The sequence below is a fragment of the Exiguobacterium sp. SH0S1 genome (assembly GCF_004337165.1).
Taxonomy (GTDB): Bacteria; Bacillota; Bacilli; order Exiguobacteriales; family Exiguobacteriaceae; genus Exiguobacterium; species Exiguobacterium aurantiacum_A.
In genome coordinates this window covers 196,425-222,697 of sequence record NZ_SJVC01000003.1, presented here as the reverse complement: position 1 = coordinate 222,697, position 26,273 = coordinate 196,425, and the positions used below count along the sequence as shown (strand labels likewise).

Below are 26,273 nucleotides of genomic sequence, written 5' to 3'. Positions count from 1 at the left end.
CAGAAAGGCTCGAAGCATCTCGCTTCGAGCCTTTCTCATTTCTTAGTTCGTCGCCGCTGCTGTCAACACAGGAACGATTTGTTTTTTACGTGATACGACGCCAGGAAGTGTCGCAAGGCCGTCTAACAGTTCGACGTTGAACGCTTGTTCGAACAAATCATGCTTCGCACCGACAACGAGTGCTTCTGAATCATTCGTCAAGATGTTCGTGATGGCGAAGACGAACAAGTCGAGCTGTTTGTCAGCAATCGTCTTAGCCATCGCCGCCTCGACTTCACTTTTACGGCTCAACACGTCGTTCGCGTCAACCGTGTTCACTTGGGCGATCTCAATGCGGTAGTCGCCCATCGCGAACTCTTTCGCGTCGAGCGAGATGAGTTCAGGCACCGTCTTCTGGCTCAAGTCGGCTCCTGCTTTCAACATTTCGAGACCGTACGCCTCGACGTCAGTTCCGGCGATGTCTGCAAGCTCTTTCGCTGCTTTGACATCCTCGTCCGTGCATGTCGGTGACTTGAACAAGAGCGAGTCCGAGATGATCGCCGATAGCATCAATCCGGCCATGTCAGATGCGATTTCGACACCGTGTTCTTTGTACAGCTTGAGCAAGATCGTCGCCGTGCAGCCAACCGGCTCCGCCCGGTAGTAGAGTGCGTCTGCCGTTTGGAAGTTAGCGATACGGTGGTGATCGACGACTTCTAAAATGCGTACGTCAGCAATGTCGGGCGCACTTTGTTGGAACTCGTTATGGTCGACCAAGATGACCGAGCTCGTTTCGTCCGATACACGTTCGACGAGGCGCGGCGCCTTGACACGGAAGTGGTCGAGCGCGTATTGCGTCTCCCCGTTCACCTCACCGAGACGGACCGCCTCGGCGTCCATGCCTAATTTCTTTTTCAGTTCAGCGTAAGCGAGCGCCGAACAGATTGTATCCGTATCTGGATTTTTATGTCCGAAGACAAGTACTGTACTCATGATGCATTCTCCTCACTGTTGTAGTTTTCCCTTATCCATTATACCGTCAATCCCCATTCTTTCAATTCCAAAACAAAAAGAGCCTAGACTCGGCTCTTCACGATTGTTCGTCTTCGTCTGTCTCTTCGAGGTCCGAATGATCACCTTTTGAATCTTCTTCGTGCGAGATATCCGGTTGGTCCCGGTTCAACTTCTCTTGTTCTTCTTGTTCACGTTTGTCTTTGTCTGACATCTGTCTCATCCTTTCGGTACTGAGTCTTGTCGTAGACTGTTCCCCGAGGTTGACGCGGTCAAACGGATGTCTCACATCCGTAAACAAACTGTCATGTCAGTCAGCTTGGACGAACACGACTTCATCCCCGCGGATCTCGACGTTGACGTCTTGTCCTTGGAACAACCATTCGTCCTGCTCGGCGACGACGAAACGAATTCCATCTGCGTTCGTCTCGACGACGGCGTTATCAATCTCTTCTGTGATGACACCGACCGAGAACCCGTGCGTCAAATCAGTCGAACCCCCGTATTTAGCGAACAGACGAACCGTCTGTCCCGCCTCGACTTCCATTTCGTCTTTAAAAAATTGGAGTGCTTCTTCCGTCACGTTGATTTTCATGTAACATCCTCCTCTCGACTTCTGTCTTCATTCTAATCGTTTCTCAAAAAGCGAGCGAGGAAGTTGCCTAGAGTGTCGTGCCCGAAAGATACGTGACGGTCAGACTTTGCGCCCTAACCGCACCGCCGTCCATCCCATCGAACGTCACGTCGAACAAGGCGCGACCGATTTCTTCATGCGGCGCGTGCATCGTCGATAAACCGAACGCCTGGCTGATTGGGTGGCCGTCAAACCCGAGGATGGCGACGTCTTCCGGTATGCGGACGCCACGCCGGTGCATCTCCCCTAAAAAACCGAGCGCGACGTAATCGGACGACAAAAAGAGCGCGCGGGGACGCTCTTTTCGTTGAAGGAACTCTGCCGCTAAGCGGATCCCGTCTTCACTCGTCAAGTAACCGGTCCATACCCATCGCTCACGCGCGGACGCCACTTCATCGAAGTAGGCCCGCTGACGCGCGATTGAGCTCGGACTAGACTGCCGCGATAAGACGATACCGATATCCGCATAGCCGGCTTGCGTTAACACATGCAATCCGGCGACGAACGCCGCGTAATGGTCGACATGGACCGAGGAAATCGTCTCAGGCGCACCGACCGTCGCGACCGAGATCGGGCCGAAACTACGGTACGTCTCCAATTCTTCGAACGACATCGCATGCGACAACAGAATTGCCCCATCGACCTCACGATGCTTCAGTAAGTCGAGTGCTTGCCGCTCTTGATCAAGCTTGTACTCGGTCTGCCACATGACGAGACGATACCCTTTCACGAGCGCCGCTTTCGCGAGTCCGTTGACGAACAGTCCGTAGTACGGATGGTCCATATACGGCAACACGACGACGAATCGCTGCGTGCGCCCAGTCGACAGCGTCAGCGCCTGCTGATTCCGTAAATAGCCAAGCTCTGCCATCGCCGCATGGACACGCTGTCGCTTTTCTTTTGAAACGTATGGATGTTCATTAATCACCCGCGAGACCGTCGTCACCGACACGTCCGCTTGTTTCGCGATATCTCGAATGTTCGCCATCCCGCCTCACCTCAATCTGTCAGTCTTTCCATATAGTGTACCCATTCTACTGACCGACTGTCATCTCTTGCCATCACTTGTCGCCGAATCGCTTGGGCGAGACGAAACCGCTCTTCGACGGATAAATGAAGAAACTCATCTTGAAACTGGGCGCACAACATGCGTCCGAACGGTGTGTACAATTGATTGATGACCAGTTCATAGACGATCCCGCTACACCAAGCCTTCCACGTCGTCGGATTCATCAGGCTTCCCTCCTTTGACTCTACCGTACATTCTGAAACGCGTTTCAGAGCAAGCACTTTAGTAATAATCTCTAATTCCGAACATTAAACGCTAAAATGAGAAATTTTTTAGTTTTTTAACTCGAAATCATTGACGATGTCGATTCGATTTCGTATAGTCAACAAGTTGATAACGTGTATTCCACTTTACCGGACAGTTAATGTTCGGAAATTACTACTTATAAGGAGTCTTTCTAATGAACTTATTCCGTTTACAGCAACACGGAACGAACGTTAAACAAGAAGTGATGGCCGGCATCACGACGTTCGTCACGATGGCCTACATCTCGGTCGTCAACCCGGCGATTTTATCCGACGCAGGCATTCCGTTCGCCCAGGCGTTCACGGCGACCATCATCGCCATCTTGATCGGAACCGGATTGATGGCGTTCTATGCCAACCTGCCGATCGCGGTCGCACCTGGGATGGGCTTGAACGCCTTCTTCGCCTATACACTCGTCGCGCAACAACAGATTGCACCCGAAGCCGCGCTCGGCGTCGTCTTCGTCTCGTCGGTCTTCTTCCTGATCTTGTCGCTGTCACCGATCCGGACGAAACTGATTCAAGCGATCCCCGCTTCATTGAAGCACGCCATCACGACCGGTATCGGGTTGTTCATCGCTTCGCTCGGCTTGAAGCTGTCTGGACTCATCGTCGCGGATGAAGCGAACCTCGTCCGTCTCGGGGAGTTGTCGTCACCGAGCGTCTTGCTCGTCCTCGGTGGGCTGATCGTCTCGGCGCTTCTGTTCTCACGTAACGTCCCGGGTTCCCTTCTTATCGGGATGGTGCTCACAGGTATCGCGGCCTACTTCATGGGTCTATTGAAAATCGAAGGCGTGACGGCGATGCCGACGCTACCGGAAGGGTTGATGGTCAACCCGCTCACCGCTTTCTCTGACGTCATCCAATATGGCTTATTCGGGGCCGTATTGTCGTTCTTCCTCGTCACGTTGTTCGACACGACGGGAACGCTCGTCGGTGTCGGCAAGCAAGCCGGTTTGTTGAAAGAAGACGGGACGATCGAGAACGGGCACCGGGCCTTGTTCGCTGATTCACTCGCAACGATGGGGGGCTCACTCGTCGGAACGAGTCCATCGACGGCCTACATCGAGTCGGCCGCAGGTGTCGCCCAAGGTGGACGGACCGGACTGACGACAGCCGTCGTCGCCGGCTTGTTCGGTCTCACGTTGTTCTTTAGTCCGCTCATCGGTGCGATCTCAGGTGTCGCCGCCATCACGGCGCCGGCCCTCATCATCGTCGGCGCACTCATGCTGACGAACGTCCGCTATATCGATTGGACAGATTTCAGTGAATACTTCCCGGCGTTCATGACGATCCTCATCATGCCGCTCTCAGGCAGTATCGAACGTGGGATCGCCTTCGGCTTCATCCTCTACCCGATCTTCAAGGCGATGAACAAAGAGACGGTCCACCCGCTCATCTACTTGTTCGCCGGATTGTTTATTTTGGAAATGTTTTTCCTATAATACTTTACTTTAACCCTCGTTCCCGACGAGGGTTTTTCTGTTATTAATCAGGGAATCACTGTCGTATAGCAGTTTCTTCATGAATATGTATTCATTATCATTTAGTTCTCAATTAGACAGTATTTTACATTTTTTTGAGAAAATGATTCCATTTTTCTGTTTTGTGCTCATTTGTTATGGAATAATAACTGTGAAACCGTTTTCGAATTTGACTAAAATCAGGAAAGAAGGAATGGACATGCCAAACGTGGCGTTGTTCGTCACTTGTCTCTCCGATACGTTATTCCCATCGGTAGGACAAGCGACGGTCGAACTATTAGAACATCTCGGTTGTGACGTCAGCTTCCCGTTCGAGCAGACGTGCTGCGGTCAACCGGCCTATAACAGCGGCTACCATGAAGAGACGAAAAAGATTGCCAAACACATGATTGAGACGTTCGAGAAAGCGGACGCCGACTATATCGTCGGACCGTCCGGCTCGTGTGTCATGATGATGCGCGACTATCCGCACTTGTTCAAAGACGATCCTGTCTGGAAAGAGCGGGCTGAAGCCCATGCGGCGAAGACGTTCGAACTGACGCAGTTCATCGTCGACGTGCTCGAAGTGACAGACGTCGGGGCGAAATTCCCGGCGAAAGCGACGTATCACGCCTCGTGCCATATGACGCGCCTGCTCGGGATCGAGGCGGCACCGGGACAGTTGTTGAAAAACGTTGATGGGTTGACGATGGTCCCACTCGAAGGGGTACATAACTGTTGCGGCTTCGGCGGGACGTTCTCGGTCAAGATGCCGGACGTGTCGGTACAGATGGTCGACGAGAAAGTCGAGTCGATTTTAAAATCAGGGGCCGACGTGTTGATCGGCGCTGATGCGTCTTGTTTGATGAACATCGGGGGGCGCCTGCATAAACAAGGGCATCCGATCAAGGTGATGCATATCGCGGAAGTGTTGAACGAAGGGGTGAAACAAGCATGAGCATGGGGATTCGGTTAGATGAGAAGTTTCAAGATCGGCGGAAAGACGGGATCGATAACCCGTTCATGCGCCAAGCCGTCAGCTCGGCGCAAAATCGCCTGCGCGACGGACGTTTGAACGCGGCCGGAGAACTCGGGGATTGGGAAGCGTTCCGCGACCATTCGGAAGAGATTCGCCAGCACGTGCTCGAGCATCTCGATTATTACTTACACCAGTTGAGTGAGAATATCTCGAAGCGGGGCGGCAACGTCTTCTTCGCCGAGACGCCGGAGGAAGCGAACCGCTATATCCGCGAAGTCGTGCGCGCAAAAGACGCCAAACACGTCGTCAAATCGAAGTCGATGGTGACCGAGGAGATCGGGTTGAACGAGGCGCTTCACGAAGAAGGGTGTACGGTCGTCGAGTCGGATCTCGGGGAATGGATCCTTCAGCTCGACAACGACCCACCGTCGCACATCGTCGCACCGGCGCTCCACAAAGACCGGAACGATGTCCACAAGACGTTCACGACCCATGGCTACGACGGAACGAACGACCCGACCGAGCTCGGCCGCTACGCGCGCCGTGAGCTGCGCAAAGACTTCTTGAAAGCAGAGGTCGGCATCACCGGTTGTAACTTCGCCATCGCCGAGAGCGGCGCCGTCGGTCTCGTCACGAACGAAGGTAACGGGCGGATGGTCACGTCACTCCCGAACACCGTCATCTCGGTCATGGGGATGGAGCGGGTCGTCCCGTCTTACGAAGAGTTCGAAGTGCTCGTCAACATGTTGTGCCGGAGCGCGGTCGGTCAACGGCTCACGTCATATATCACGACGTTCGCCGGCACGAAAAGCGTCGGTGAAGTCGACGGCCCGGAAGAATTCCATCTCGTCATCGTCGACAACAAGCGGTCCGGTATTCTCGGGACTCAGTTCCAGTCCGTGCTCCAATGTATCCGTTGCGCGGCATGTATTAACGTCTGCCCGGTGTATCGTCATATCGGCGGCCACGCCTATGGTTCGATTTATCCGGGACCGATCGGCGCCGTGCTCGCCCCGCTGCTCGACGGTTACGAGAACTATAAAGAACTGCCGTATGCGTCAAGTCTTTGTGGTGCCTGTACGGAAGCGTGTCCGGTCAAAATCCCGCTCCATGAACTGTTGATCGAGCATCGCCGCGTCATCGTCGAAGACAAGAAAAAATCGCCGTTCGTCGAACGCATCGCCATGAAAGGCTTCGCCGTCACATCATCGAGCCCGTTCTTGTTCGAGGCGGCCGAACAGATCGCGCCGTTCGCATCGTCCCCGTTTGCGACAGCGGGGCAAATCGACAAAGGCTTACCGGCTTGGACCGACTCGAAAGACTTGCCGCAGCCGGCCAAACAGACGGTCCGCGACTGGTTTAAGAAACGGGGGAATGCACAATGAATCCAGGAACGATCACCAACCGTGAAGACTTTTTAAAGCGGATCGCGGGACAACTCGGACGCGACGTCGATTTGACGCCTCCGAAACGAGTATACAAGCACCGTCCGCAAGACGAGGTGTTGAAAGACGCTTCAACAGAGGAACTCCTCGAGACGTTCCGTATGGTCGCGACGCGCATTCATACCGACGTCGTCGAATGTGAGTCGACTCATCTCGATGACACGCTCCGTCTTCTCCTCGAACGATACGATGGCAAGACGATTATCGCTGAGGACGATGCACGCATTAAGGAATGGGCACCCGAAACGAGCCTGTCGTTCGACTGGTGGGATGCCGCGCGTCCTGATGACAGCCGCGCCCTTGCCGTAAAAGCTGACGTTGGGATCACGATTGCCGACCAAGCACTCGCTGAAAGTGCGACCATCGTCCAATACGCGGCCCCCGGAAAATCGCGGACGATCAGCTTGTTGCCACAAGATCACATCGCCATCATCCCGAAATCGGTGCTCGTGCCCCGGATGACGCAAGCCGCGAAACAACTGGCCGAACTCGATCGCAACGGCGAGCTCGCCTCACCGCAAGGCGTCAACTTCATCTCGGGCCCGTCAAACTCGGCCGATATTGAGATGAACTTGATCGTCGGTGTCCACGGACCGGTCCGTGTCGCCTACGTTCTCGTACATGATCTCTAACGAAAAGACTCGCCACGACGGCGAGTTTTTTCGTTTATTCTTTATTCGACGGTGATGCTGCCGTTCGTGCTCGTCAGTTTGACTTCAAGCGCACCGTCCCCGAACGTCCGCTCGTTCGTCCGATGCCCAAATATGTCAAGTTGGCCGTTTCTCGTCTTGGCGCGGATGACGGTGTCGCTCGGCTCTTGCTTCAGACGCAGTTCGATTTTTCCGTTCGTCGTCTTCAATCGAAGCGGATGTTCAATCGCATCAATCACACAATCGATACGTCCGTTTGACGACTTCGCCTCGATTGCGCCGTCCACGTCGACGATGTCGAGCCGACCGTTTGACGATTGCAGAGTGAGACGTTCAATGACAGAATCTCTCACTTCGACTCGACCGTTCGATGTTTGAACGTCAAAGTCTTGGCCCGCGCTCATCGTCAGGCAGACGTTCCCGTTTGACGAGCGCACCGTCCCGTGACCGGCCCGGACCTCACTCGCGTTGATGCGACCGTTCTCGCTCTCGACCTCAATCAAAGCAGCTCGCACCTCACGGACGTCACTCGAGCCGTGCCGATTGTTCAGACGGACCGACTCATACGTGTGACGCGGCAACTCGACATGCAACACCGGTGTTTTCGTCCCGAACCACGAGAACAAGTCGGACAGTCCGAAGCGGCGTTCCGACTCGATCCGCACCTCGAGCGTGTCGTTGACGATATCCATCTTGACGCCATGTTCGGTCTCATCTTCTAGTGTCGCGTAGGCATAGCCGTCCGCGGACGGTACAACGTTCACGTGCGCATTTTGAACGCGAATCGAGACGTGTTGAAACGCCACGTTTGGGCTCTTGACGATGGCAGGCGGCGCAATCGGCTCCGCCGCAATCGAATCGACCGACACGAGCAGTTCTGAGGCGAGCATGTTCGGTGTCCCGAGCTCCTCGGCCATCGCTTCGTCACTTTTCCCATCGAGTCGCCCGCTCGCAAAGTATTCCGCAACGTCCCGCAAAATATCGACCCGATCGATGATGCTGATCCCCATGAGCAACCGTTCGAGTTCAGTTAAATACTGCTCTTCTGTCATTTGTCGTCTCCCCTTTTGATCAATTCGTTGACTCCGGTCGTGAATGATTCCCATTCCGCTCGCAATTCGTCTAGATGGACCTTCCCTTGCTCCGTGATGGCGTAGTACTTCCGTGGCGGTCCTTCTACCGACTCCTTCAAATACGTCGTGAAGTAGCCTTCCGACGTGAGTCGCCTGAGGAGCGGATAGACCGCCCCTTCCGAGATGGCAACTCTTGCCGAGATTGCTTGGACGAGCTCATAACCGTAACGGTCATTCGTCTCGACGAGTGCAAGTACACACAAGTTTAAGACCCCTTTTTTAAATTGAGGGTTCAATCGATTCGCCTCCTCTACTGTTCATTAAACAATAGCATATCATTCACTACTATTCAATAGATATTAGCTAACGTGTTTACTGCATCTCGATAAGTGGTATATCGCTGCAGAAATCTGTACAATAGGGGAACGACACTCGTAGTAAAATAATTGTCACAGCCGGAATGTATGTAGTTCCAGGAAGGAACGGTCCCTATGAAAGCTTGGATTGACGAGCGGATCGGAAGGCAGTTTTTATTCGTCTTCTATTTATTCATTGGACTGATCCTCCTCACCTCACTCGCCGTATACGTATATACGGAAAATCGAATCGAAGAGACGACTTCATCGCTCGAGAACGTCAGCGAACGTCGCACGAATGCGACCGAGCTCTTCGAGACATGGCAGTCGATGCAATATGAGATGCGCGGTTACGTCCTCCTCGGTGACGAGGAGTTACTTGCCCGCGTCAAAGAGAAACAAGTCTTGATCGAGACACAGACCGCCTGGTTCGAAACGAACGCGGTCACAGAAAAAGAACAGACGTATGCGGGGGATGCCCGAGCGTTATTCTCAGCCTATCAACAACGCGTCATGCCGAGCCTCGAGCGTTACGTCGTTGCGAAACGGGAAGGTACGGTCACCGAGCCGTTCCTGCAAATGCCGACGCTCGGGAAAGTGACGCCTCAAACCGAAGCTCAGGCCGATCGGAAGTTCAAGATCAATGCGAAGAGCGCGGCTGACATGAGCGCGAGCATCGTCGACATGGAGACGGTGTTCACCGAATACCGCAACGTATTGAACGCGGAAGAAAACCAACTCCGTGCACAGCTCGCCACCCATACGAAATGGGCGCAAGTGCTTTGGCTCCTGTCACTACTCGCGGTACTATTCGTCCTCTTCATTGCGGTTCGGCCTTACGTAAAACGGTTGACCGATCAACTGCAAGAGTTGATCACGAACAGCGAACGGCTCACCGACGACCGAGTCATACCCATCCCTGTTTTGGTATCGACTCGGAACGAGGTCGGGCAACTGACCGAATCGTTCCGTCAAATGGCGTCGTCGCTGTCGTCGCAACGTTATCAAGTCGAAGAAGAGCGTGAGAAGACCGCGCGGCTCTTGCACTCAATCCGTGACGCCGTCATTTATGTCGAACATACGACGCATGAGAAACTCGCCAACCAGGCGCTCTTCGTCATGTTCAATCAGGCCATCACGAAGCAAAACGAGACGGACCTTTATCGGCTTGATGCCGACCTTGAAGAACTCGGTCTCCAAGTCGATCAAAAAGACTCGTTCTTCTCGTTCATGCGCCGAGCGTTCGACGGTGAAGCGATGGAAGAGAGCGTGACGTTCTCAATGAATCAAGAAGAACGGTTCATCCAAATGTACGCTGAAAAGATTCATTTGCGCGGCACACGCCATGGTACGATGCTCGTCTTCCGGGACGTGACGCAAGAAACCGAGGTTGACCGCTTGAAGACAGAACTCGTCGCGACGGTGTCTCATGAATTGCGCACTCCACTCACGAGCATCATCGGGTTTACCGAACTTATGCGCTACCGGACGATGCCGGCTGAACGGACCGATCAATATTTAGGGATGATTCATCAAGAGACGCTCCGTCTCGAGGATTTAATCTCCAACTTACTCGACGTTCAGCGGATGGAGTCAGGTAAACAGACGTATCAAAACGAGCCCGAAAGCTTGTACGATATTTTGGCAGAAACGATTGCCGTCCACCAAGGCGCGAGTCAACACCATGACTTATCGTTTGAATGTGATAACGACATCCTCGTGTACGGGGACCGGAACCGGCTCAGCCAGCTGTTCACGAACCTGCTCCATAACGCGATCAAATATTCACCGAACGGCGGAAAAGTTGCGGTATCCGTCACGAATGACCAGTCGGACGGCGTCGAAATTTCCGTCACGGACTCTGGCATCGGAATTCCGACTTCAGCGCTCCCGAAACTGTTCGACAAGTTTTATCGCGTCGACAATTCGGCCAGCCGGAAGATCGGTGGCACCGGACTCGGTCTTGCCATCTGTAAAGAGATTGTCGAAGGGCATGACGGGACGATCCGGGTCGACTCACGTGTCGGTCTCGGATCGACGTTCACGATCGTCTTGCCGAAATATATCGAGGAAGATCAAATGAGCGGCTAAACAATAAGGGATGACTCGCCTCGGGCGAGCCATCCCTTATGTTATTGAACTTTGTTTTCTGGACCAAATGCCGGATAGAGCGACAAGCCACCGTCAGCAAAGATGGTCGTGCCCGTGACGTAAGACGATTCGTCTGACGCGAGCCACGCTGCCACCGCAGCAATCTGTTCAGGTCGCCCGATCTTATGGGTCGGGATGAGCGCTTCGAGCCCTGTCTTCTCTTCCGGATCTTGCATCGTCTCTTCGTTGATCGGTGTGTCGATCGCACCAGGAGCGATGGCGTTGACCCGAATCTGATTCGGCGCATATTCGAGCGCGACCGACTTCGTGAACATCTTGACCCCGCCTTTACTCGCTGCGTAATGCGTATAGCCCGGGCGTGGGATCACCTCGTGTACCGAGGACATGTTGATGATATTCCCTTTCAAGTCATGCTCGACGAAATACTTGAGTGCGGCCCGTACCCCGAGGAACGTCCCGGTCAGGTTCGTATCGATAATTTTCTTCCAGTTGTCGAGCTCCATCTCGTGCGTTTTCGCTTCGACTTGGACACCGGCGTTGTTGACGAAAATGTCCATCTGTCCAAATTCAGACACTGCTTTTTCGATCATCTTCTCAGCGAGCCCTTCTTCGGCGACGTCACCTTGGACGGCGACGGCTTTACCTCCAGCCGCCTCGATGCCGCGGATGACTTCCTTCATCTCGTCTTCACTGCTTCTGTAATTTAAGACGACGTTGACGCCTTCTTTCGCGTAGCGCTCGGCCACCGCTCGCCCGATTCCTTTTGAACTACCTGTGATTACTGCGACTTTCCCTTGAAGTTCTGGATAGTTTGCCATGTCGTTTCCCCTTTCGTCTTCTCGGTTTGTAGTTCCCGTATTCCCCTCTTCATGAAACCTTTCGGGCTGTCTTTTGAATATTTATGGGAAATCTACTATACTGAAACAAACTATTCGTTTTCAGGACTCGCCTGAAAAACGTACAAACTTATTCTTATGGAGGTGAATCCCCGATTTTTTGGGGAATTTTTGGACAGTCCCATGTTACTCAGTTTATTGATCGTCGCCTTTCTCATCTTCATGACCGCCTTTTTCGTGGCGGCCGAATTTTCAATCGTCAAAGTCCGGAGCGCACGGCTCGACCAACTCGTTCTAGAAGGAAACTCACGAGCGTCCGTCGCTAAAAAAGTGATCGAGAACCTCGATGACTCGCTATCCGCCTCGCAGTTCGGCATCACGCTCGCCGCGCTCGGCCTTGGTTGGATCGGTGCCGATCAAATCGAAGGAATGATTCAACCGCTCGTCGACCGCTTGAGCGTCTCGCCGTCGGTTTCTACATTCCTGTCGTTCTTAATCGCCTTTTTGCTCATCGCCTTTTTACACGTCGTCATCGGCGAACTTGTCCCGAAGACGCTCGCCGTACATGAAGCCGAGAAATTGACGCTGCTCGTCGCCCGGCCGCTCTACTTCTTCACGAAGCTGTTGTATCCGTTCATCCGGGTGCTCAACAGTATGGCCCGGCTCACGCTCCGCTTGTTCGGTGTCAAGACGACGGCGCAAGAGACGGCGCACTCGGAAGAAGAACTCAAAATTATCATGACGGAGAGTTTTCGAAGTGGAGAAATCAACGAGAACGAACTCGCTTACGTTCAAAATATCTTCTCGTTTGATGAACGTGTTGCAAAAGATGCGATGGTGCCGCGGATGAATATGGTGACGATCGATGAAGAAGACTCGATCGAGACGATTATCGCGACCGTCCAAGAGCATCAATATACGCGCTATCCGGTCACACGAGACGGTGACCGCGATGACGTGCTCGGTTTTATTAACGCCAAACAAGTGTTCACGGCCCAACTCGTCAAGAGTGACGCCCCGCTTGAATCGTTTATCCATCAGTTACCGCTCGTCACGGAATTCACACCGCTCCAAGAAGCGATGGTGAAAATGCAGAACGCACGGACGATGATGTGTCTCGTCATCGATGAGTACGGCGGCACCGCCGGCCTGCTTACGATCGAAGACATCCTTGAAGAGATCGTCGGTGAGATTCGCGACGAGTTCGACCGGGACGAACAAGCCGAGATCACTGAAGTCAATCCAGGCCATTATCGCTTGTCTGGTCTCGTGCTCACGCAAGAGATCGAAGAGCGCTTCGGCATTGAGATCGAGGATGACGTCGATACGATTGGTGGTTTCGTCCTCTCGCAAAAAGCGAATGCACGCACCGGCGAACGTTTCGTCCTGCCAGGTGAGCACGAACTGATCGTCCGCGAGATCGACAATCACCGCATCGTCTTCGTCGACTTGATTCTTGCGCATAAAGATCAGCTTCGAGCCGAAATGGACTGAGTGTCTTTGACTGCCCTCCCTTGAACATTAGGGAGGGCTTTTCGATTGACGCTCGAACTGTCGCTATATTTTCAAGGCTTGTCGTGATATACTGCACATATGTTGCTAATTTGAGTGCGTGTCACTCATTGACACAACATCACCGAACAGTTCATTAATGTTCGGTCCAACAACTACAGAAAGAAGGTTACGCATGGAACGTAAACTATTTTTAATTGACGGAAACTCCATGCTGGCCAGTGCCTACTACGGTGCCGCCGCGAGCCGAACGAAAAAAGGACGCGAGGTATCTAAAAACGATCGGAGTGCCGTCATCGGTATGACCGGCCTCATCCGGACGATTCTACGCAGACATCGTCCGTCTCATTTTGTCGTCGTATGGGACGTCTCACGTGAAACATTGTGGCGTCGCGAGCTTTATCCCGGCTATAAACGCCGCCGTCGCCAGACACCACCCGAGTTGAAGGCTCAAATGGAACTCATGCGCCAATTGCTTGAAGAGAGCGGAATCCCGCAATATCAAGTCGAAGGTTATGAGGGAGAAGATTTGATTGCCCACATCGCTCGGAAGTTCAGCTGCAGCGCGCCTGTCGTCATCATGACGAAGGATAAAGACTTGCTTCAGCTCGTGAGCCCACGCATCACAGTATGGCTTCAAACACAGGAGCTTCAGCAAATGCAAGCTCGTTGTGATATCCAAGACAACCGCCCGCTCCCACTCAAGCGACATCTCGAGATTCGTCCTGAGGAGATCGCAGCGTTGTACGAAGGATTGAAGCCGAAACAGCTCTCAGCGGTCAAAGCGTTGACGGGAGACCGTTCAGACGGCATCCCACCTGTAGCCGGCCTTGACGAAAGTCAATCGGTACAGTTGATCAAACGCTTCGGTTCGCTCGATAAGCTTTACACGGCGCTTAGCGTCAAAGGCGATAAACGACAACTGATCAATGAAACGATCGCGGCACTGACGTCAGAGGAAGTGCCCCGTAACTTGAGACGTACACGCAAAAAAGCCGAGCGCAACATGGAGCTCGTCCGTCTCGATGTCACGGTGCCAGAACTTGAACATTTGAAACTGGCTCATCTTGAGCTCAGCATCAATTCAAAACGGGTCGAACAAGCGTATCAAAAACGTGGCATTCGCCTCTCGTTTGATTCGAGTCAAAAGAAAATTTCAGCACGTTAAAAAGCGCGGACATTAGTCCACGCTTTTTATATTGACCGTAATCCCATCGGTGTCGGTGAGCGACCATTCCGACGTCGTCCCTCCGAGTTCGTGGTTCGTCGAAGCGTCGACAAAAAGCGTCCATGCTTCAAGTCCCGCCTCGTCGTTCATCGGTTCAGTCGGACGGGCCCAGACGTTCGCACCGATGTGATGATGATACCCGTCGGCCGCGAGGAACAGTGCACCCGGGTATGAATCGGTCGTGACGGTAAACCCGAGTCGATGTTGATAGAATAATTTCGCCGCTTCGAGGGAACGTACCTTAAAGTGAACGTGTCCCATCGTCGTCCCGACAGGAAGACCTGTGAACGGACGGTCCGCTGCCGCCTCGAGCATCGATTCGTACTCAACCGGATCGGTCGACATCTTCACGTGACCGTTCGCTTCATATTCCCACTTCTCACGTGGCCGATCAGCATACAGCTCGATGCCGTTCCCTTCCGGATCGTTCAAATAAAACGCCTCACTGACCAAATGGTCGCCTTGACCGACTTCAATCCGTCGCTCGATCAAATGACGGAGAATGCGTCCGAGTTCGACGCGGTCCGGAAGCAAGATTGCCATGTGGAACAAGCCGGCCGCCTTTCGGTTCGGACGCACACCTTTGACTTCATGCAAGATGACGAGCGGCGTATTCGGCGCACCGAGCGTGACGCGGTCGATACCGACTTCGAGTACGTCCATTCCAATGACTTGTTCGTAAAACTGTTTCATGTTTTCTAATTCACTGACCCGGAGCGTGACCGGTCCGAGTTGGATATTGGTTAATTTCATGTTTTCTCACCTCTCTCTTTACTATACATGCCGTGTCCCGTTTGCAGAAGACGGCACAAAAAGGTGGTATAGTTACCGAAAGGATACTTAGAGAGGAGCGAGACTCATGACGATGATCTCAAGCTGTGAAGTCGATACCGCACTCGAACTGATCACCGGTAAATGGAAACCATCGATTTTACTCGCGCTCATCAACGGGGGGACGCTCCGGTTCAGTGAACTGAAACGCTCGCTCCCGAACATTAGCCAAAAGATTTTGACAGCCCAGTTGCGTGACTTAGAAGAGCAAGATATCATCATCCGTACCGTCTATCCGGAAGTCCCGCCGCGCGTCGACTATCAGTTGAGCGAGTACGGCAAGACGCTTATCCCGGTACTTGAGACGATGAACGCTTGGGGCATGAAGCACGCTGCGCGCATGCAACAAAAATAAATTGTCCACATGTGGATAACTCATTTCCGTATCACTGCCCATCACTTATCCACAGGAGGATCTCATGATTCGTTATCCACAGTTGACCGGTCGCCACGTCGGCGTAACCGCCCCGTCGTCCGGAGTACCAGCCGCGCGTCATAGTTTATTCGCACGCCACGGCTTCACGCTTCAATTTGAACCGTCTGTTTGGACACAACACAAAGCAAAATCGGCGCCGGCCGCAGTGCGTGCCGAAGAGATGACGCGACTGTTCCACGATGAGGACGTCGATTTGATCATCCCGCCATGGGGCGGCGTCTTGTTGCTCGAGCTACTCGATAAAATCGCTTGGGACACGCTCCCAGCGAAGTGGATGCTCGGCTACTCTGACGTCAGCTTATTTTTATTCGTCTACACGCTCAAGACCGGCATCGCCTCGGCTCACGGGACGAACCTTGTCGATCTGCGCGGGGAATCGTGGGATGCGACGAGTTCGCGTTGGCTCGACGTCTTATCGACGAAACACGGCGAGACCGTCATTCAACTGTCTTCAGAGCAATTTCAAAAAGAATGGCAGCACGGTAATCCGAGTCCATGCGTCTACCATTTGACCGAGCCGACCGTATGGAAATCACTCGGTGGGATGGAAGCGACCGGTCGTCTGCTCGGCGGTTGTATCGACGTCCTCTTGCATACGATTGGGACGCCTTACGGTGACGTCGCTCAGTTCCAACAGACTCATTTGAACGATGAACCGATTCTTTGGTATTTCGAGAACGCCGAAATGGATGTACCGGCACTCAAACGGACCCTGCTTCAAATGAAGTGGGCCGGTTGGTTTGATCATACGACAGGCATCTTGTTCGGCCGCAGCGATGCCCAACCACCGGTACAAGGTTATACGGCAGAAGACGTCTACGCTGAACTACAGGAACTACTCAACGTTCCCATCATTTATGACATCGACTGCGGGCACGTGCCACCACAACTGACACTCATTAACGGTGCCCATGCCTCGATTCAAGTCGAGGACGGGAAAGGCACGCTCATTCAAACGTTCAAGGGCTGAGGATTCAGCCCTTGATTTTTTGTAGCAATTCGGTCAAATGTGTCCGATAAAATCCTTCGGGAAACCTTTGAACAGATCCTTCGATTGAAGGCACTAATTCGAGCCCACACCCGTAACTCGCACCAATCAGCACCCCTTCAAAATAGACGGCCTGATCGATCAAGCTATGTGTCTTCCAACCGTCCATCCCTTCCCATAGCCGCTTGAAAGCCATATCTCCGAGTTCCATCTCACCTTTCATCGCATAATAGACTCCTTGTGACATCTCGATCGCGGCGATGAACGAGTAATCATCACCCAACAGTCGCTCCATTTCCTTAATCTGTTGCCCGAGCTGCTCGACGCGGCCGTAGTGGATGGCATAAAGTGCCTCTGACAAAGCGAGACGCACTTTGGCCACGTGTTCGTCCGTGAACTGAATGTACTGCCTTGCTTTCACAAACGCCTCATTGATCCGTTGTTCGTCTTTCAGGTAAAGAGCACATAATGCAATCGTCCGATTCACATCGTCGGCTCGATAATACGTTCTCGTCTGATGCATGTGTTTAAGGGCAGAATCTAGATGATGGATGGCCCCAGATAGATTCCCTTCATACGTCATTTCTTTCATGACGAGAAGCATCGCATATTCAATCCGAGTTCGTGACGACATGTTTCGCACGTCTAACAATTCCAATCGATCAAACTGTTCGCTCGCTTCCTCAAACTGATTCCACAAAATGTAGTAGTAAGCTTTCCCGATGAGTGCCATCGCCAGCTCATCTTTTTCATCGAGCCGTTCGAACAAATTGATTGCTCGCTCATAATAAGTTAACAGTTCACTGCGCTTATCGCCATGTTTTAAGTTATCTCCCATAATGACGTATGCCTTCCCTTGCCACACCGAGTTCATCTCTGTCGTCAAATATGGGGATAGCGCCTGCTTGGTAGCTTCCTCGTCCCATGGATTAAGGCTCAATTGGGCGTATTCGATGTCTTCGACGAGCGCTTGCAGCTCCGCCTCGCGAGGATCGACAAGTAACGACTGAACCGACACGTCCAACCGCTTGGCAATCTCGCGCAGACTGCGCATCGACGTTTCGGCTTTCCCGTTCTCAATCATACTGAGCATCGATTTCGTGATGATGCCGTCTGCGAGTTGACTTTGCGTCAACTTTTTTTCTTTTCGTAACGTCTTAATCCGTTGTCCAATCATAGAACACCTCTTAAAAGTTAAATTTAATTGAACTTATTGTTTACAAATCTCTCTTTGTCGTCTATTATAATGTTAAATCACATTGAACTTAATTGCAAAGGAGACTATGTATGACTACTTCTACCTCGAACTTGCACGTGTTGTTGCTCGGGAAATTCATGTCGTTGTTCGCTTCCAGCCTATTCACGTTCGTCGCCGGATTGACGGTGCTGACGACTTCCGGATCTGGGCTCCAGTTCGCCCTCGTCTTACTGGCCGGGACGTTGCCTCGTGTTCTATTATCGCCGTTTGCCGGTGCGTATGCCGACAAATTGAACCGAAAACGCGTCATCATCACGATGGAATCGCTCAACGGGCTATTGTTCTTCTTGGCCGGGGCCGCGAGCCTCATTTGGACGTTCGGCGTCCCTGCTTTCTTGATTATTACATGTCTGCTTTCTATCGTCTCCACTTTCTTGTCCGTCACGTTGACGAGTTCGATTCCACTCCTGTTCGACGAAGACGGGCTTCAACGCGCCAATTCGCTCATCCAAAGTATCATTTCCGTCTCAAGCATTGGCACGCCACTTTTAGCCGGGGCGCTGTTCAAGCTATTACCGATTTCAGCGTTCTTGTTCAGCTCATCCCTCTTGTTCCTTATCGCCGCCCTGTTCGCCTCACGTCTCACATTCCAAGCGTATGAACATGTCTCCACCGATCAATCGACGTGGGACGACGTCCGCTCCGGTTTCCGCTATTTGAAACGCCAACGCGTGCTATGGACGCTGACGATTCTTGCGGCGTTCCTCAACTTCTTCTTCGTCGCTTCAGAAGTCCTATTCCCGATTGCCGCCTTGCAGCAGATCGGGGTCAGCCCGCTCCAGTTCGGCTTTTTGGAAAGTATGTTCGCAGTCGGATTTTTAGTCGCCTCACTTGCCCACGCACTGCCGTTCTTTAAGATCAAGTATCGTCTAGCGACGGTCCGCACATCGCTTATCGTCATGGGTTGCCTCTTTATCGGCCCGGCCGTCCCGCTCTATTTCGACTTCTCGGTCACACCCGCCATCGTCTTCCTCACCGGATTCGCTTTGTTGAGCGGTTTCTTCATCATCCGCATCAATATTCCCATCCAACTGTTTTTGCAGACGAACACGGAACCAAGCTACCTCGGTCGTGTCATGGGCGTCCTCGAATCGCTCGCGATGGGGATCACCCCGCTCGGTTTCGTGTCGTTCGGGTTATTGAGCGAATGGATGTCGGTCACGTCACTTTATGCGATTTGCATGGTATGCCTGCTTTCGATCACGCTGTTCGCGATGCACCGCATCCGTCACGATATCACCGCTGAAAAAGCGACGGTACTGGCTGAAGTCGAAAGCGCGCCGACACATCAATGAACGAAAAAAAGACATCGAACGTTTTTCAGTTCGATGTCTTCTCTGTTGATGGAAGGACTCGTTTCTCTAACAAGAACGGTCCGAACGGGATGACCGAAGCCATGACCGCGAGGACTAGTACTTTGAAGCCCCAGTTGAAGCGCCACGCCATGTAAACCGCTGCCGCCACGTAAGCGACGAACAGGAAACCATGGGCCGCACCGACGATGCTGACGGCTAGCGGCATGCCAGCCAAATACTTGAGCGGCATTGCAATCAACAATAAGAGCAGGAATGACATCCCCTCTGTATAACCGAGCCATTTGAATCGAGTTGCGTTCATATCCGTTCTCCTTTTTAATCGATGCTACATTCATCGTAGCCGATAGAGGTGAAGTTTGTCACAGGGGAACGTTAGAAAGTCGTTAGGCTATTTGACGATTTGGTGAACGATGCGAAATTTTTGTTTCGACGAAGCGGCGAAGGAACAAACCGTCGACGCCGATCTTGCCTGCGTTGTAGCCCGCGACGAGAATCAAGACCGATACGATCAACATCGTCGGGTTCGTGCTGACCGTCCCTGACAATAAGAATGCCATGTTCATGACGAGTCCGAAGAAAGCCGCACTGCGTGTGAGGGCACCAAGCAAGAGACCGAGACCAACCAAGAACTCACCGTATGGAATTAAGATATCGAAAAGTGCTGCGTTTGGGATCGCGAAGTTTTCAAGGAATGTTGCCCACCAGCCGGCGACCGCCGGGTGATCTCCCGTCGCAAGCGTGAGCGCATTATTCAGAAAGCCTTCTGATCCGAAGCCGCCCGTGATTTTACCCCATCCGGCTGTGAGCCATTGATAGCCGAGCCAGATCCGTAATACCGTCAAGATGCCGGTTGCGATGTTGTGGTTTTGCCAAAACTTTGTGAACATGATAATTCCTCCTTTTGAATGGTTGAATGATGGCTTATATGTGATTACATTCACAATATATCACCCATGTTCATGTTTTCACATAGCTTGAGACAATAGTTCACGTTTCGTTCATATGTGTGTCACAGGTCAGTCACTTTTTGGAAATTGCACCAAAAAAAGCAATGTCTACTCGAGACATCGCTTCCACTGATTTAAAGATCAACTTGTTGTGGCGGTTGGCCTTTTTTATTCATCACACGCATCGATTGCGGTGAGATTTTTAAAATGACGAGTTTTGGATCATCCGGGCCGTCGAACCAGCCCTCAAGTTTTTCGTTCCACACTTTTTCTTTCATCGACTCGTCATCAGACACCGACGTCTCTCCTAAAATCTCTAGATACGTGTCGCCGACCCCGTCCCCGTCGTAGCCGATCAAGACGTGCGTATACGGATTGTTCTTCAACTCATCGACTTTATCCGTATCTTTCGAGGTTGCCGTATAGAGTGTCAGACCGTCATGGAAAAACGTCATGTATCGGCTGTGCGGCTTCCCTTTATATACCGTGGCCATCGTTCCGACGTTGCTTGCATCTAGAATTTGTTGTGCCGTTGTTTTAGCATCCATTTAAAAAGCCCCCTTATCATAGTCACTCGTATAATCATTCCCTTGCGGCATTTGATTAAACACGAAGACACGAAAAAACCTGCTCGCCGAAGCGAGCAGGTTATAAAATTCCTTGGAAAGGAAGATTAGATTTTTTCAACGTTAGAAGCTTGTGGGCCACGAGCTCCGTCAGTGATTTCGAAAGTTACTGCTTGGCCTTCTTCAAGTGTCTTGAAGCCGTCGCCTTGGATTGCTGAGAAGTGTACGAATACGTCGTCTCCGCCTTCCATTTCGATGAAGCCGTAACCTTTTTCTGAGTTAAACCATTTTACTTTACCTGTGTTCATAATGAACCCTCCTGAAATAAACGCTGTGCGTTCTAGTAGTGCCTTACTAGAAAAAACTGACCAAAAAAAAGCACAAAACTTGTTGGATTATCTTTCATGAAAAATAATCCCAAGCGATTGTGAATTATGTTTCCAGCTATTCTTAATTAAGCACATATGTAATATACCATGGATAAATGCTTCTGTCTACTAAATACTTCGGTTTGCTAAAAATAATTTCAAAACGGGTACACCACATGTAGTGAACGTTAGGAGGACGACTCATATGATGAATCAAATTGACCGCACGCATATCGCTGCCACCATCGCCCGTCACGCGGCCTGGTCGACAGATGAGCTATTGACGGAGACGCTCGCTTGGCATCAAGCGACGCGACACGACCATTATCCTGACCAATCGAAGTCGTACCGCTCCCACTTGCCGATGACGGAACGAATCACACCGGTGACGAGTGCACTCCCGCTCGAGGTCGTCGACGATCTCGTCCGGCCCGTCTGGATGCGTCGTCTCGACGCGGAACATTTGAATTTACTGCAGACGACACGCCATCACGTCGACGTGACCGATTACGGGGCCGTCGGGGACGGCAAGACGGACTGCACGCTCGCATTCCGGCTCGCGCTTCGGTCGAACCGCCACGTCCACGTGCCGGCCGGTGTCTATATCGTCCGTGGCGTCCGGATCCCCTCGAACTGCGTGCTCGAAGGTGCGGGACAGCAGGACACGGTATTACGCTTGGCCGACGGCACACCGAAGCATCGCCGGCTGCTGCGAAATGCGACACCGTTTTATGGGAACCATCACATCGAGGTCGCCCATCTGACGCTCGACTGGAACGTCGAGCGCCTTGGCGACGTCGATCGGACGTCGAGTGGAGACACGGCTTCGAGCGCGTTGACATTCGCCCACGTCAAATTCGCCTGGGTCCATCACGTCACCGCCAAAGGTGCCGGGCTGCACGCGTTCGATATCACCGCCCCTCACTACCATTACCTCGGGGACGGGTTGCGTGCCAAAAAAGGCAGCCGCTACATCTGGCTCGACCGCTGCGAGGCGACGAATTATGGGGACGACGGCATCACGACGCATCATAGCGACGCCATCTACATCACGAACTGCTACTGTCATCACCCGCACGGACGTACGCACGCCCACGGCTTCTCCAATTCAAACGGCATCGAGGTCGATGACGGTTCGCGTCACGTCGTGCTCGTCAACAATATGACGGAAGGTTGTTTTGGAGGCGTCGAGGTGAAAGCCCACGGTACGTCCTCGGCCGCCCATGACGTCCATATTTTTGGGCACGTCTCGTATCGTGATAATCGGTCCTTCAATTTTCGCCACATCGGACACCACTTGGCCGACGATCCCGAGTCGAAGACGGCGCGGTTCATCTCGGGGACGAATTTACTATCGATTGAACCGGTACGCTCGAAGCTATACGCCAAGTCATCACCCCGTAGCCTCGTCATATCGGCGTATCAAGACGTATTGATCCATGGCTTTACGGCCATCGGTGACCCGTCCTATGATTATACAGGACATCCAGCGCTCGCCGTCCAGTATAAGTCTCGGAACGTTCAATTAAAACGGATCGCCACAAGCGGGTTCGTTTCCAGCCGCGCCGACATCGAACTGTTCGGCGGCGACAATCGGACCGATCACGTCACAATCGAAGATGTCACATGCCGGAATTCGGCCCCGATCTCTGTAAAGATCGGCGGACAGCTCGCTAACGTCGTGCTAAAACACATCGAAGGCGAACAAAAAAGTGGAGATGTTCTCATCTCCACGAGTAGCCCGGTCGAAGCGCACGACTTATTCGCTTATGGTTTCTCAGATCGGGTGCGAAGTGACGCTTGAGTCGACTCGACGAGCTCATTCAACCGGGCTTCGTCCAAATTGAGCGAACTGACCGTCTGTTTGGCCATCATCCGGACGATGGCTTTGTCGAGGAAGCCCATCCGCTCAAAGTCATAGCCGCTGCCGACGACTTCGACGAAGTAGGCGTGTGCTCGTAAATGTTCCCCGTACGCGCTTTCGAGCTCACGTTGCCGCTCCGCCGCGGTCGGCGTGCCGGCGCACAAGTACAATCCGAGCGGACGTTCAAGCAATTGGACTTCGCTTTGCTTCAACCAGTCGGTCAGCTCGTCTTGGACTTTCCCCATCCGGATCGATCCCCCGACGATGACGTGGTCGACCGTTGCCCAATCGACGTCTGGCTCATCGACCAAGTTTTGAACGTGGACGTTTCCGGACAACCGTGCGGCCAAAAGATGGGCGACTTTCTCGCTCGTACCATATCGTGACGTATACGCAATCAACGTCTTCATCTCGTTTCCCCCTTATTAAGTCAGAATCTACTCTTCCTATTCCCGAATGGTTTGGAGAATACTATACGCTTGAAAAAAACTCGCCGCTTGGGCGAGTTTTTTGTCATAGTTTGTACACTTGTGCCTCGTAGGGACGAAGCGTGAACGGTTCGATCGGCTCCATGTTGCCGATGATACGGTCTTTGACGTCATACGGCAACGTCCGTTCTTGTGTTTCAGCAGAGAAGTTGCACAGCACGAGCCACGTCTCTCCTTCGAGCGTCCGCGTGAACGCGTAGACGGCTTCGTCTTCAGGGAGCAACAGCTCATACTTCCCGTAGACGACGACCGGATTCTGTTTCCGCAGCGCGATCAACTGACGGTAGTAATGGAAGAGTGAATTCGGATCAAGACGTGCCGCTTCCGCGTTCACGTCGACGTAGTTCGGATTGACATCGATCCACGGCGTACCGGTCGTGAACCCACCTTGCGCGTCAGCCGACCATTGGACCGGCGTCCGCGAATTGTCGCGTCCGCGGGCGTGGATGCCGCGGAAAATCTCCTCGTGCGTCAACAAATCGTTCGATGTGTAATCGCGATACGCGTTGAGCGTCTCGATGTCACGGTACTTGTCGATCGAGTCGAACGCGACGTTCGTCATGCCGAACTCTTCGCCTTGATAAATGTACGGCGTCCCTTTCAACATGTGCAGGAGTGTCGCAAGCATCTTGCCAGAGACGACCCGGTACTCATCCGAATCGTTGCCGAATCGCGAGATCGCCCGCGGTTGGTCGTGGTTGCTCCAATATAGGCTGTTCCAGCCCTCTTCCTCGAGTCCTTCTTGCCAACGCGAGAAGATCGTCTTCAACTCCGTCAGCTTCCAGTCAGTCGGATTCCACTTCCCAAAGCTGCCGTTGCCGACGTCGACGTGCTCGAAATGGAACACCATGTTGAGCTCGTCACGGTCTTCACCGGTGTATAGCTTCGCCTCGTCGACGCTGACACCCGGCATCTCCCCGACCGTGATCGTATCGTACTTCGACAACACTTCACGATTCATCTCTTGCATGAACTCATGGATGCGCGGCCCGTTGAAGAAGAACGGCGTTCCGTCTCCGTAGCCCGTCCCGCGCGTCTTCCCGTCCGGATAGCTTTGGTCTTTCGAGATCATATTGATGACGTCCATCCGGAAACCGTCGACGCCTTTGTCGAGCCAGTAAGCCATCAAATCATACACTTCGCGGCGCAGCGTCTCCGACTCCCAGTTCAAGTCGGGCTGTTTCTTACTGAACAGATGCAGATAATATTCGTCGCTCGCTTCATCGTACGCCCACGCGCTGCCGCCAAAGAAAGCGCCCCAGTTCGTCGGTGGCTGACCGTTCTCGCCTTTTTTCCAAATGTAGTAGTCGCGGTACGGGCTGTCTTTCGAAGACCGAGACTCCATGAACCATTGGTGCTCATCGGAAGAATGGTTGACGACGAGGTCCATCATGATCTTGATGCCGTGACGGTGCGCCTCTTCGAGCATCGCATCGAAATCGTCCATCGTCCCGAACTCATCCATAATCGCACGGTAGTCGCGGATGTCATAGCCGTTGTCATCGTTCGGCGAATCGTACACCGGTGACAACCAGATGACGTCGATCCCGAGTTCAGCCAAATAGGACATCTTTTCCGTGATGCCCGGGATGTCCCCGATTCCGTCCCCGTTCGAGTCGTTAAAGCTGCGCGGATAAATCTGATAGACGACCGCTTCTTTCCACCATTGTTTCATAAAAGTCTCCTCCTCATCATCGGTTCAGATCTGACGTCATCATCGTACCTTGTCCCGCCGCCTGTGCCTATCCATGATATGATTAAAATATGCACAATCTTGCTATTATAAAGGAGTAATTCGATGGAAATCGGCTTTTGTGGCTATTCGTATCACACAGCAGCATATACTTTTCCGTTCGCCAACCGGTTGGACACGTACTTGATCCGCTTGCAGACTGAAGGGTCGGCCCGAATCCTCGTCAACGGGGAGACGTACGTCGCGTACCCCGGCGATCTGCTGCTCGTCAAACCGGGTGACTACTATGAGTTGAATATCGATACCCCGGCGAGTGGCGACTATCATTTGTTCTGCGCTGGTCCGACGCTCGACACCTGGTGGTCGACGACTACCCGCTCACGGCTCACCACGATCTCGATTGACCCTCGCCTCCTCTCGCTTTGGCAACACGTCACGGAAGAGGCACGACGACCGACCGATGAACAGAGCACTGCGTTGATCGAGAAGTTGATCGAGGCGCTTCTGCTCATGCTCGACCGATCGATGCGAGACGTCCGGACGAATGTACGTCCCCCGGTCGTGTCTCGCATGATGCGTTATATAGAAGGAAACGTCACCGCCGACTTCAAAATTGCCGACGTCGCCGCTGCCGTCGACTTGAGCGTATCGCGGACCGTGCATCTCTTTAAGGAAGTGACCGGGATGACGATCATCGAGTACGCGCACACGATCCGGCTCCAGCTCGCCGAAGAGCAAATGCGGTATACGCAACATTCGCTCGAACGGATCGCCGAGCTGTCCGGGTTTCGAACGTATCCTTATTTCCATCGGATTTTCAAACGGAAATATGGCGTCGCACCAGGGGTTTACCGCACACTTCAACAAAAAAACGAAAAAAAATAATCAAAAAGTGATCCATTTTTTGAACCGCTCCGTTAGATGGG

Annotated in this window: 28 protein-coding genes; 12 read left to right on the top strand and 16 right to left on the bottom strand. The window is 52.8% G+C overall.

Features of this window, described 5'->3' with window-relative positions:
• Positions 1 to 42: 42 nt before the first annotated feature.
• The 5 genes from EVJ20_RS10220 to EVJ20_RS10205 form a co-directional block, all read right to left on the bottom strand.
• On the bottom strand, positions 43 to 972 hold the full coding sequence (locus EVJ20_RS10220; RefSeq protein ID WP_131465941.1) for a manganese-dependent inorganic pyrophosphatase: 930 nt from the start codon (positions 970 to 972) through the stop codon (positions 43 to 45).
• A gap of 97 nt (positions 973 to 1,069) precedes the next feature.
• Positions 1,070 to 1,204, bottom strand: coding sequence for a hypothetical protein (locus EVJ20_RS15355; protein WP_016507966.1), 135 nt, complete (start codon positions 1,202 to 1,204; stop codon positions 1,070 to 1,072).
• Positions 1,205 to 1,300: 96 nt separating this feature from the next.
• Complete coding sequence (locus tag EVJ20_RS10215; protein WP_016507928.1) at positions 1,301 to 1,585, bottom strand: HesB/YadR/YfhF family protein; 285 nt, start codon at positions 1,583 to 1,585, stop codon at positions 1,301 to 1,303.
• Between the two features lie 67 nt (positions 1,586 to 1,652).
• Positions 1,653 to 2,612 (bottom strand): LacI family DNA-binding transcriptional regulator, encoded by a 960-nt coding sequence (locus tag EVJ20_RS10210; RefSeq protein ID WP_131465939.1) that lies wholly within the window; start codon positions 2,610 to 2,612, stop codon positions 1,653 to 1,655.
• Between the two features lie 11 nt (positions 2,613 to 2,623).
• Positions 2,624 to 2,857: a hypothetical protein gene (locus EVJ20_RS10205; protein WP_131444158.1), complete on the bottom strand. Its 234-nt coding sequence runs from the start codon at positions 2,855 to 2,857 to the stop codon at positions 2,624 to 2,626.
• A 236-nt stretch (positions 2,858 to 3,093) separates the two neighbouring features.
• Between EVJ20_RS10205 and EVJ20_RS10200 the strand changes: the two genes are divergently transcribed.
• The 4 genes from EVJ20_RS10200 (at position 3,094) to EVJ20_RS10185 (ending at position 7,457) form a co-directional block, all read left to right on the top strand.
• Complete coding sequence (locus tag EVJ20_RS10200; RefSeq protein WP_070328344.1) at positions 3,094 to 4,383, top strand: NCS2 family permease; 1,290 nt, start codon at positions 3,094 to 3,096, stop codon at positions 4,381 to 4,383.
• 238 nt (positions 4,384 to 4,621) lie between these two features.
• The gene (locus EVJ20_RS10195) at positions 4,622 to 5,359 is read left to right on the top strand and encodes a (Fe-S)-binding protein (protein WP_070328569.1); all 738 of its coding nucleotides are present in this window, start codon (positions 4,622 to 4,624) and stop codon (positions 5,357 to 5,359) included.
• A 2-nt stretch (positions 5,360 to 5,361) separates the two neighbouring features.
• The gene (locus EVJ20_RS10190; RefSeq protein ID WP_070328570.1) at positions 5,362 to 6,765 is read left to right on the top strand and encodes a LutB/LldF family L-lactate oxidation iron-sulfur protein; all 1,404 of its coding nucleotides are present in this window, start codon (positions 5,362 to 5,364) and stop codon (positions 6,763 to 6,765) included.
• Positions 6,762 to 7,457 (top strand): LutC/YkgG family protein, encoded by a 696-nt coding sequence (locus tag EVJ20_RS10185; RefSeq protein ID WP_071398835.1) that lies wholly within the window; start codon positions 6,762 to 6,764, stop codon positions 7,455 to 7,457. Before EVJ20_RS10190 ends, EVJ20_RS10185 begins: the two co-directional genes overlap by 4 nt.
• Before the next feature lie 41 nt (positions 7,458 to 7,498).
• Here EVJ20_RS10185 and EVJ20_RS10180 read toward each other — a convergent pair whose 3' ends face one another.
• Positions 7,499 to 8,527 (bottom strand): DUF4097 family beta strand repeat-containing protein, encoded by a 1,029-nt coding sequence (locus EVJ20_RS10180; RefSeq protein ID WP_131508138.1) that lies wholly within the window; start codon positions 8,525 to 8,527, stop codon positions 7,499 to 7,501.
• Positions 8,524 to 8,844 carry a PadR family transcriptional regulator gene (locus EVJ20_RS10175; protein WP_131465935.1) on the bottom strand — a complete coding sequence of 107 codons (321 nt, stop codon included), beginning with the start codon at positions 8,842 to 8,844 and terminating at the stop codon, positions 8,524 to 8,526. Before EVJ20_RS10175 ends, EVJ20_RS10180 begins: the two co-directional genes overlap by 4 nt.
• 195 nt (positions 8,845 to 9,039) lie before the next feature.
• On the opposite strand from EVJ20_RS10175, the gene EVJ20_RS10170 reads away from it, so the two are divergent.
• Positions 9,040 to 10,995, top strand: a complete 1,956-nt coding sequence (locus EVJ20_RS10170; protein WP_131465933.1) for an ATP-binding protein — start codon at positions 9,040 to 9,042, stop codon at positions 10,993 to 10,995.
• A 41-nt stretch (positions 10,996 to 11,036) separates the two neighbouring features.
• Here the strand turns inward: EVJ20_RS10170 and EVJ20_RS10165 are convergent, their stop codons facing one another.
• The gene (locus EVJ20_RS10165) at positions 11,037 to 11,834 is read right to left on the bottom strand and encodes a glucose 1-dehydrogenase (RefSeq protein WP_131490586.1); all 798 of its coding nucleotides are present in this window, start codon (positions 11,832 to 11,834) and stop codon (positions 11,037 to 11,039) included.
• Positions 11,835 to 12,035: 201 nt separating this feature from the next.
• Here EVJ20_RS10165 and EVJ20_RS10160 point away from each other — a divergent pair, with 201 nt between their 5' ends.
• Entirely contained in the window at positions 12,036 to 13,346 is a 1,311-nt protein-coding gene (locus EVJ20_RS10160) for a hemolysin family protein (protein WP_071398830.1), read from the top strand.
• Between the two features lie 193 nt (positions 13,347 to 13,539).
• Positions 13,540 to 14,532, top strand: a complete 993-nt coding sequence (locus EVJ20_RS10155; RefSeq protein WP_070328350.1) for a 5'-3' exonuclease — start codon at positions 13,540 to 13,542, stop codon at positions 14,530 to 14,532.
• Positions 14,533 to 14,544: 12 nt separating this feature from the next.
• Here the strand turns inward: EVJ20_RS10155 and EVJ20_RS10150 are convergent, their stop codons facing one another.
• A complete protein-coding gene (locus EVJ20_RS10150; protein WP_131508136.1) occupies positions 14,545 to 15,345 on the bottom strand; it encodes a VOC family protein in 801 nt (266 codons plus the stop codon).
• Between the two features lie 106 nt (positions 15,346 to 15,451).
• Between EVJ20_RS10150 and EVJ20_RS10145 the strand changes: the two genes are divergently transcribed.
• Positions 15,452 to 15,778, top strand: a complete 327-nt coding sequence (locus EVJ20_RS10145; protein WP_071398828.1) for a winged helix-turn-helix transcriptional regulator — start codon at positions 15,452 to 15,454, stop codon at positions 15,776 to 15,778.
• Positions 15,779 to 15,842: 64 nt separating this feature from the next.
• Positions 15,843 to 16,829, top strand: a complete 987-nt coding sequence (locus EVJ20_RS10140; RefSeq protein WP_131508134.1) for a S66 family peptidase — start codon at positions 15,843 to 15,845, stop codon at positions 16,827 to 16,829.
• 4 nt (positions 16,830 to 16,833) lie between these two features.
• Here the strand turns inward: EVJ20_RS10140 and EVJ20_RS10135 are convergent, their stop codons facing one another.
• Positions 16,834 to 18,024, bottom strand: a complete 1,191-nt coding sequence (locus tag EVJ20_RS10135) for a helix-turn-helix domain-containing protein (protein WP_131508132.1) — start codon at positions 18,022 to 18,024, stop codon at positions 16,834 to 16,836.
• Between the two features lie 110 nt (positions 18,025 to 18,134).
• On the opposite strand from EVJ20_RS10135, the gene EVJ20_RS10130 reads away from it, so the two are divergent.
• Positions 18,135 to 19,400 (top strand): MFS transporter, encoded by a 1,266-nt coding sequence (locus tag EVJ20_RS10130; RefSeq protein WP_131508130.1) that lies wholly within the window; start codon positions 18,135 to 18,137, stop codon positions 19,398 to 19,400.
• 25 nt (positions 19,401 to 19,425) lie between these two features.
• Here EVJ20_RS10130 and EVJ20_RS10125 read toward each other — a convergent pair whose 3' ends face one another.
• The 4 genes from EVJ20_RS10125 to EVJ20_RS10110 form a co-directional block, all read right to left on the bottom strand.
• Positions 19,426 to 19,722 (bottom strand): DUF3817 domain-containing protein, encoded by a 297-nt coding sequence (locus EVJ20_RS10125; RefSeq protein WP_021068057.1) that lies wholly within the window; start codon positions 19,720 to 19,722, stop codon positions 19,426 to 19,428.
• 82 nt (positions 19,723 to 19,804) lie between these two features.
• A complete protein-coding gene (locus tag EVJ20_RS10120; RefSeq protein ID WP_071398824.1) occupies positions 19,805 to 20,308 on the bottom strand; it encodes a DoxX family membrane protein in 504 nt (167 codons plus the stop codon).
• Positions 20,309 to 20,502: 194 nt separating this feature from the next.
• Positions 20,503 to 20,916 (bottom strand): pyridoxamine 5'-phosphate oxidase family protein, encoded by a 414-nt coding sequence (locus EVJ20_RS10115; RefSeq protein WP_070328358.1) that lies wholly within the window; start codon positions 20,914 to 20,916, stop codon positions 20,503 to 20,505.
• 125 nt (positions 20,917 to 21,041) lie between these two features.
• Positions 21,042 to 21,242: a cold-shock protein gene (locus EVJ20_RS10110; protein ID WP_016507985.1), complete on the bottom strand. Its 201-nt coding sequence runs from the start codon at positions 21,240 to 21,242 to the stop codon at positions 21,042 to 21,044.
• A 265-nt stretch (positions 21,243 to 21,507) separates the two neighbouring features.
• Between EVJ20_RS10110 and EVJ20_RS10105 the strand changes: the two genes are divergently transcribed.
• Positions 21,508 to 23,106: a glycoside hydrolase family 55 protein gene (locus tag EVJ20_RS10105; RefSeq protein ID WP_131508128.1), complete on the top strand. Its 1,599-nt coding sequence runs from the start codon at positions 21,508 to 21,510 to the stop codon at positions 23,104 to 23,106.
• On the opposite strand, the gene EVJ20_RS10100 is transcribed toward EVJ20_RS10105, so the two are convergent.
• Both EVJ20_RS10100 and EVJ20_RS10095 read right to left on the bottom strand, forming a co-directional pair.
• The gene (locus EVJ20_RS10100) at positions 23,070 to 23,576 is read right to left on the bottom strand and encodes a flavodoxin domain-containing protein (RefSeq protein WP_131508126.1); all 507 of its coding nucleotides are present in this window, start codon (positions 23,574 to 23,576) and stop codon (positions 23,070 to 23,072) included. The two genes, EVJ20_RS10105 and EVJ20_RS10100, sit on opposite strands and share 37 nt — an antisense overlap.
• 103 nt (positions 23,577 to 23,679) lie before the next feature.
• Positions 23,680 to 25,329 (bottom strand): glycoside hydrolase family 13 protein, encoded by a 1,650-nt coding sequence (locus tag EVJ20_RS10095; protein WP_131508124.1) that lies wholly within the window; start codon positions 25,327 to 25,329, stop codon positions 23,680 to 23,682.
• A 123-nt stretch (positions 25,330 to 25,452) separates the two neighbouring features.
• Here EVJ20_RS10095 and EVJ20_RS10090 point away from each other — a divergent pair, with 123 nt between their 5' ends.
• Positions 25,453 to 26,232 (top strand): AraC family transcriptional regulator, encoded by a 780-nt coding sequence (locus EVJ20_RS10090; RefSeq protein ID WP_131490580.1) that lies wholly within the window; start codon positions 25,453 to 25,455, stop codon positions 26,230 to 26,232.
• Positions 26,233 to 26,273: the final 41 nt, after the last annotated feature.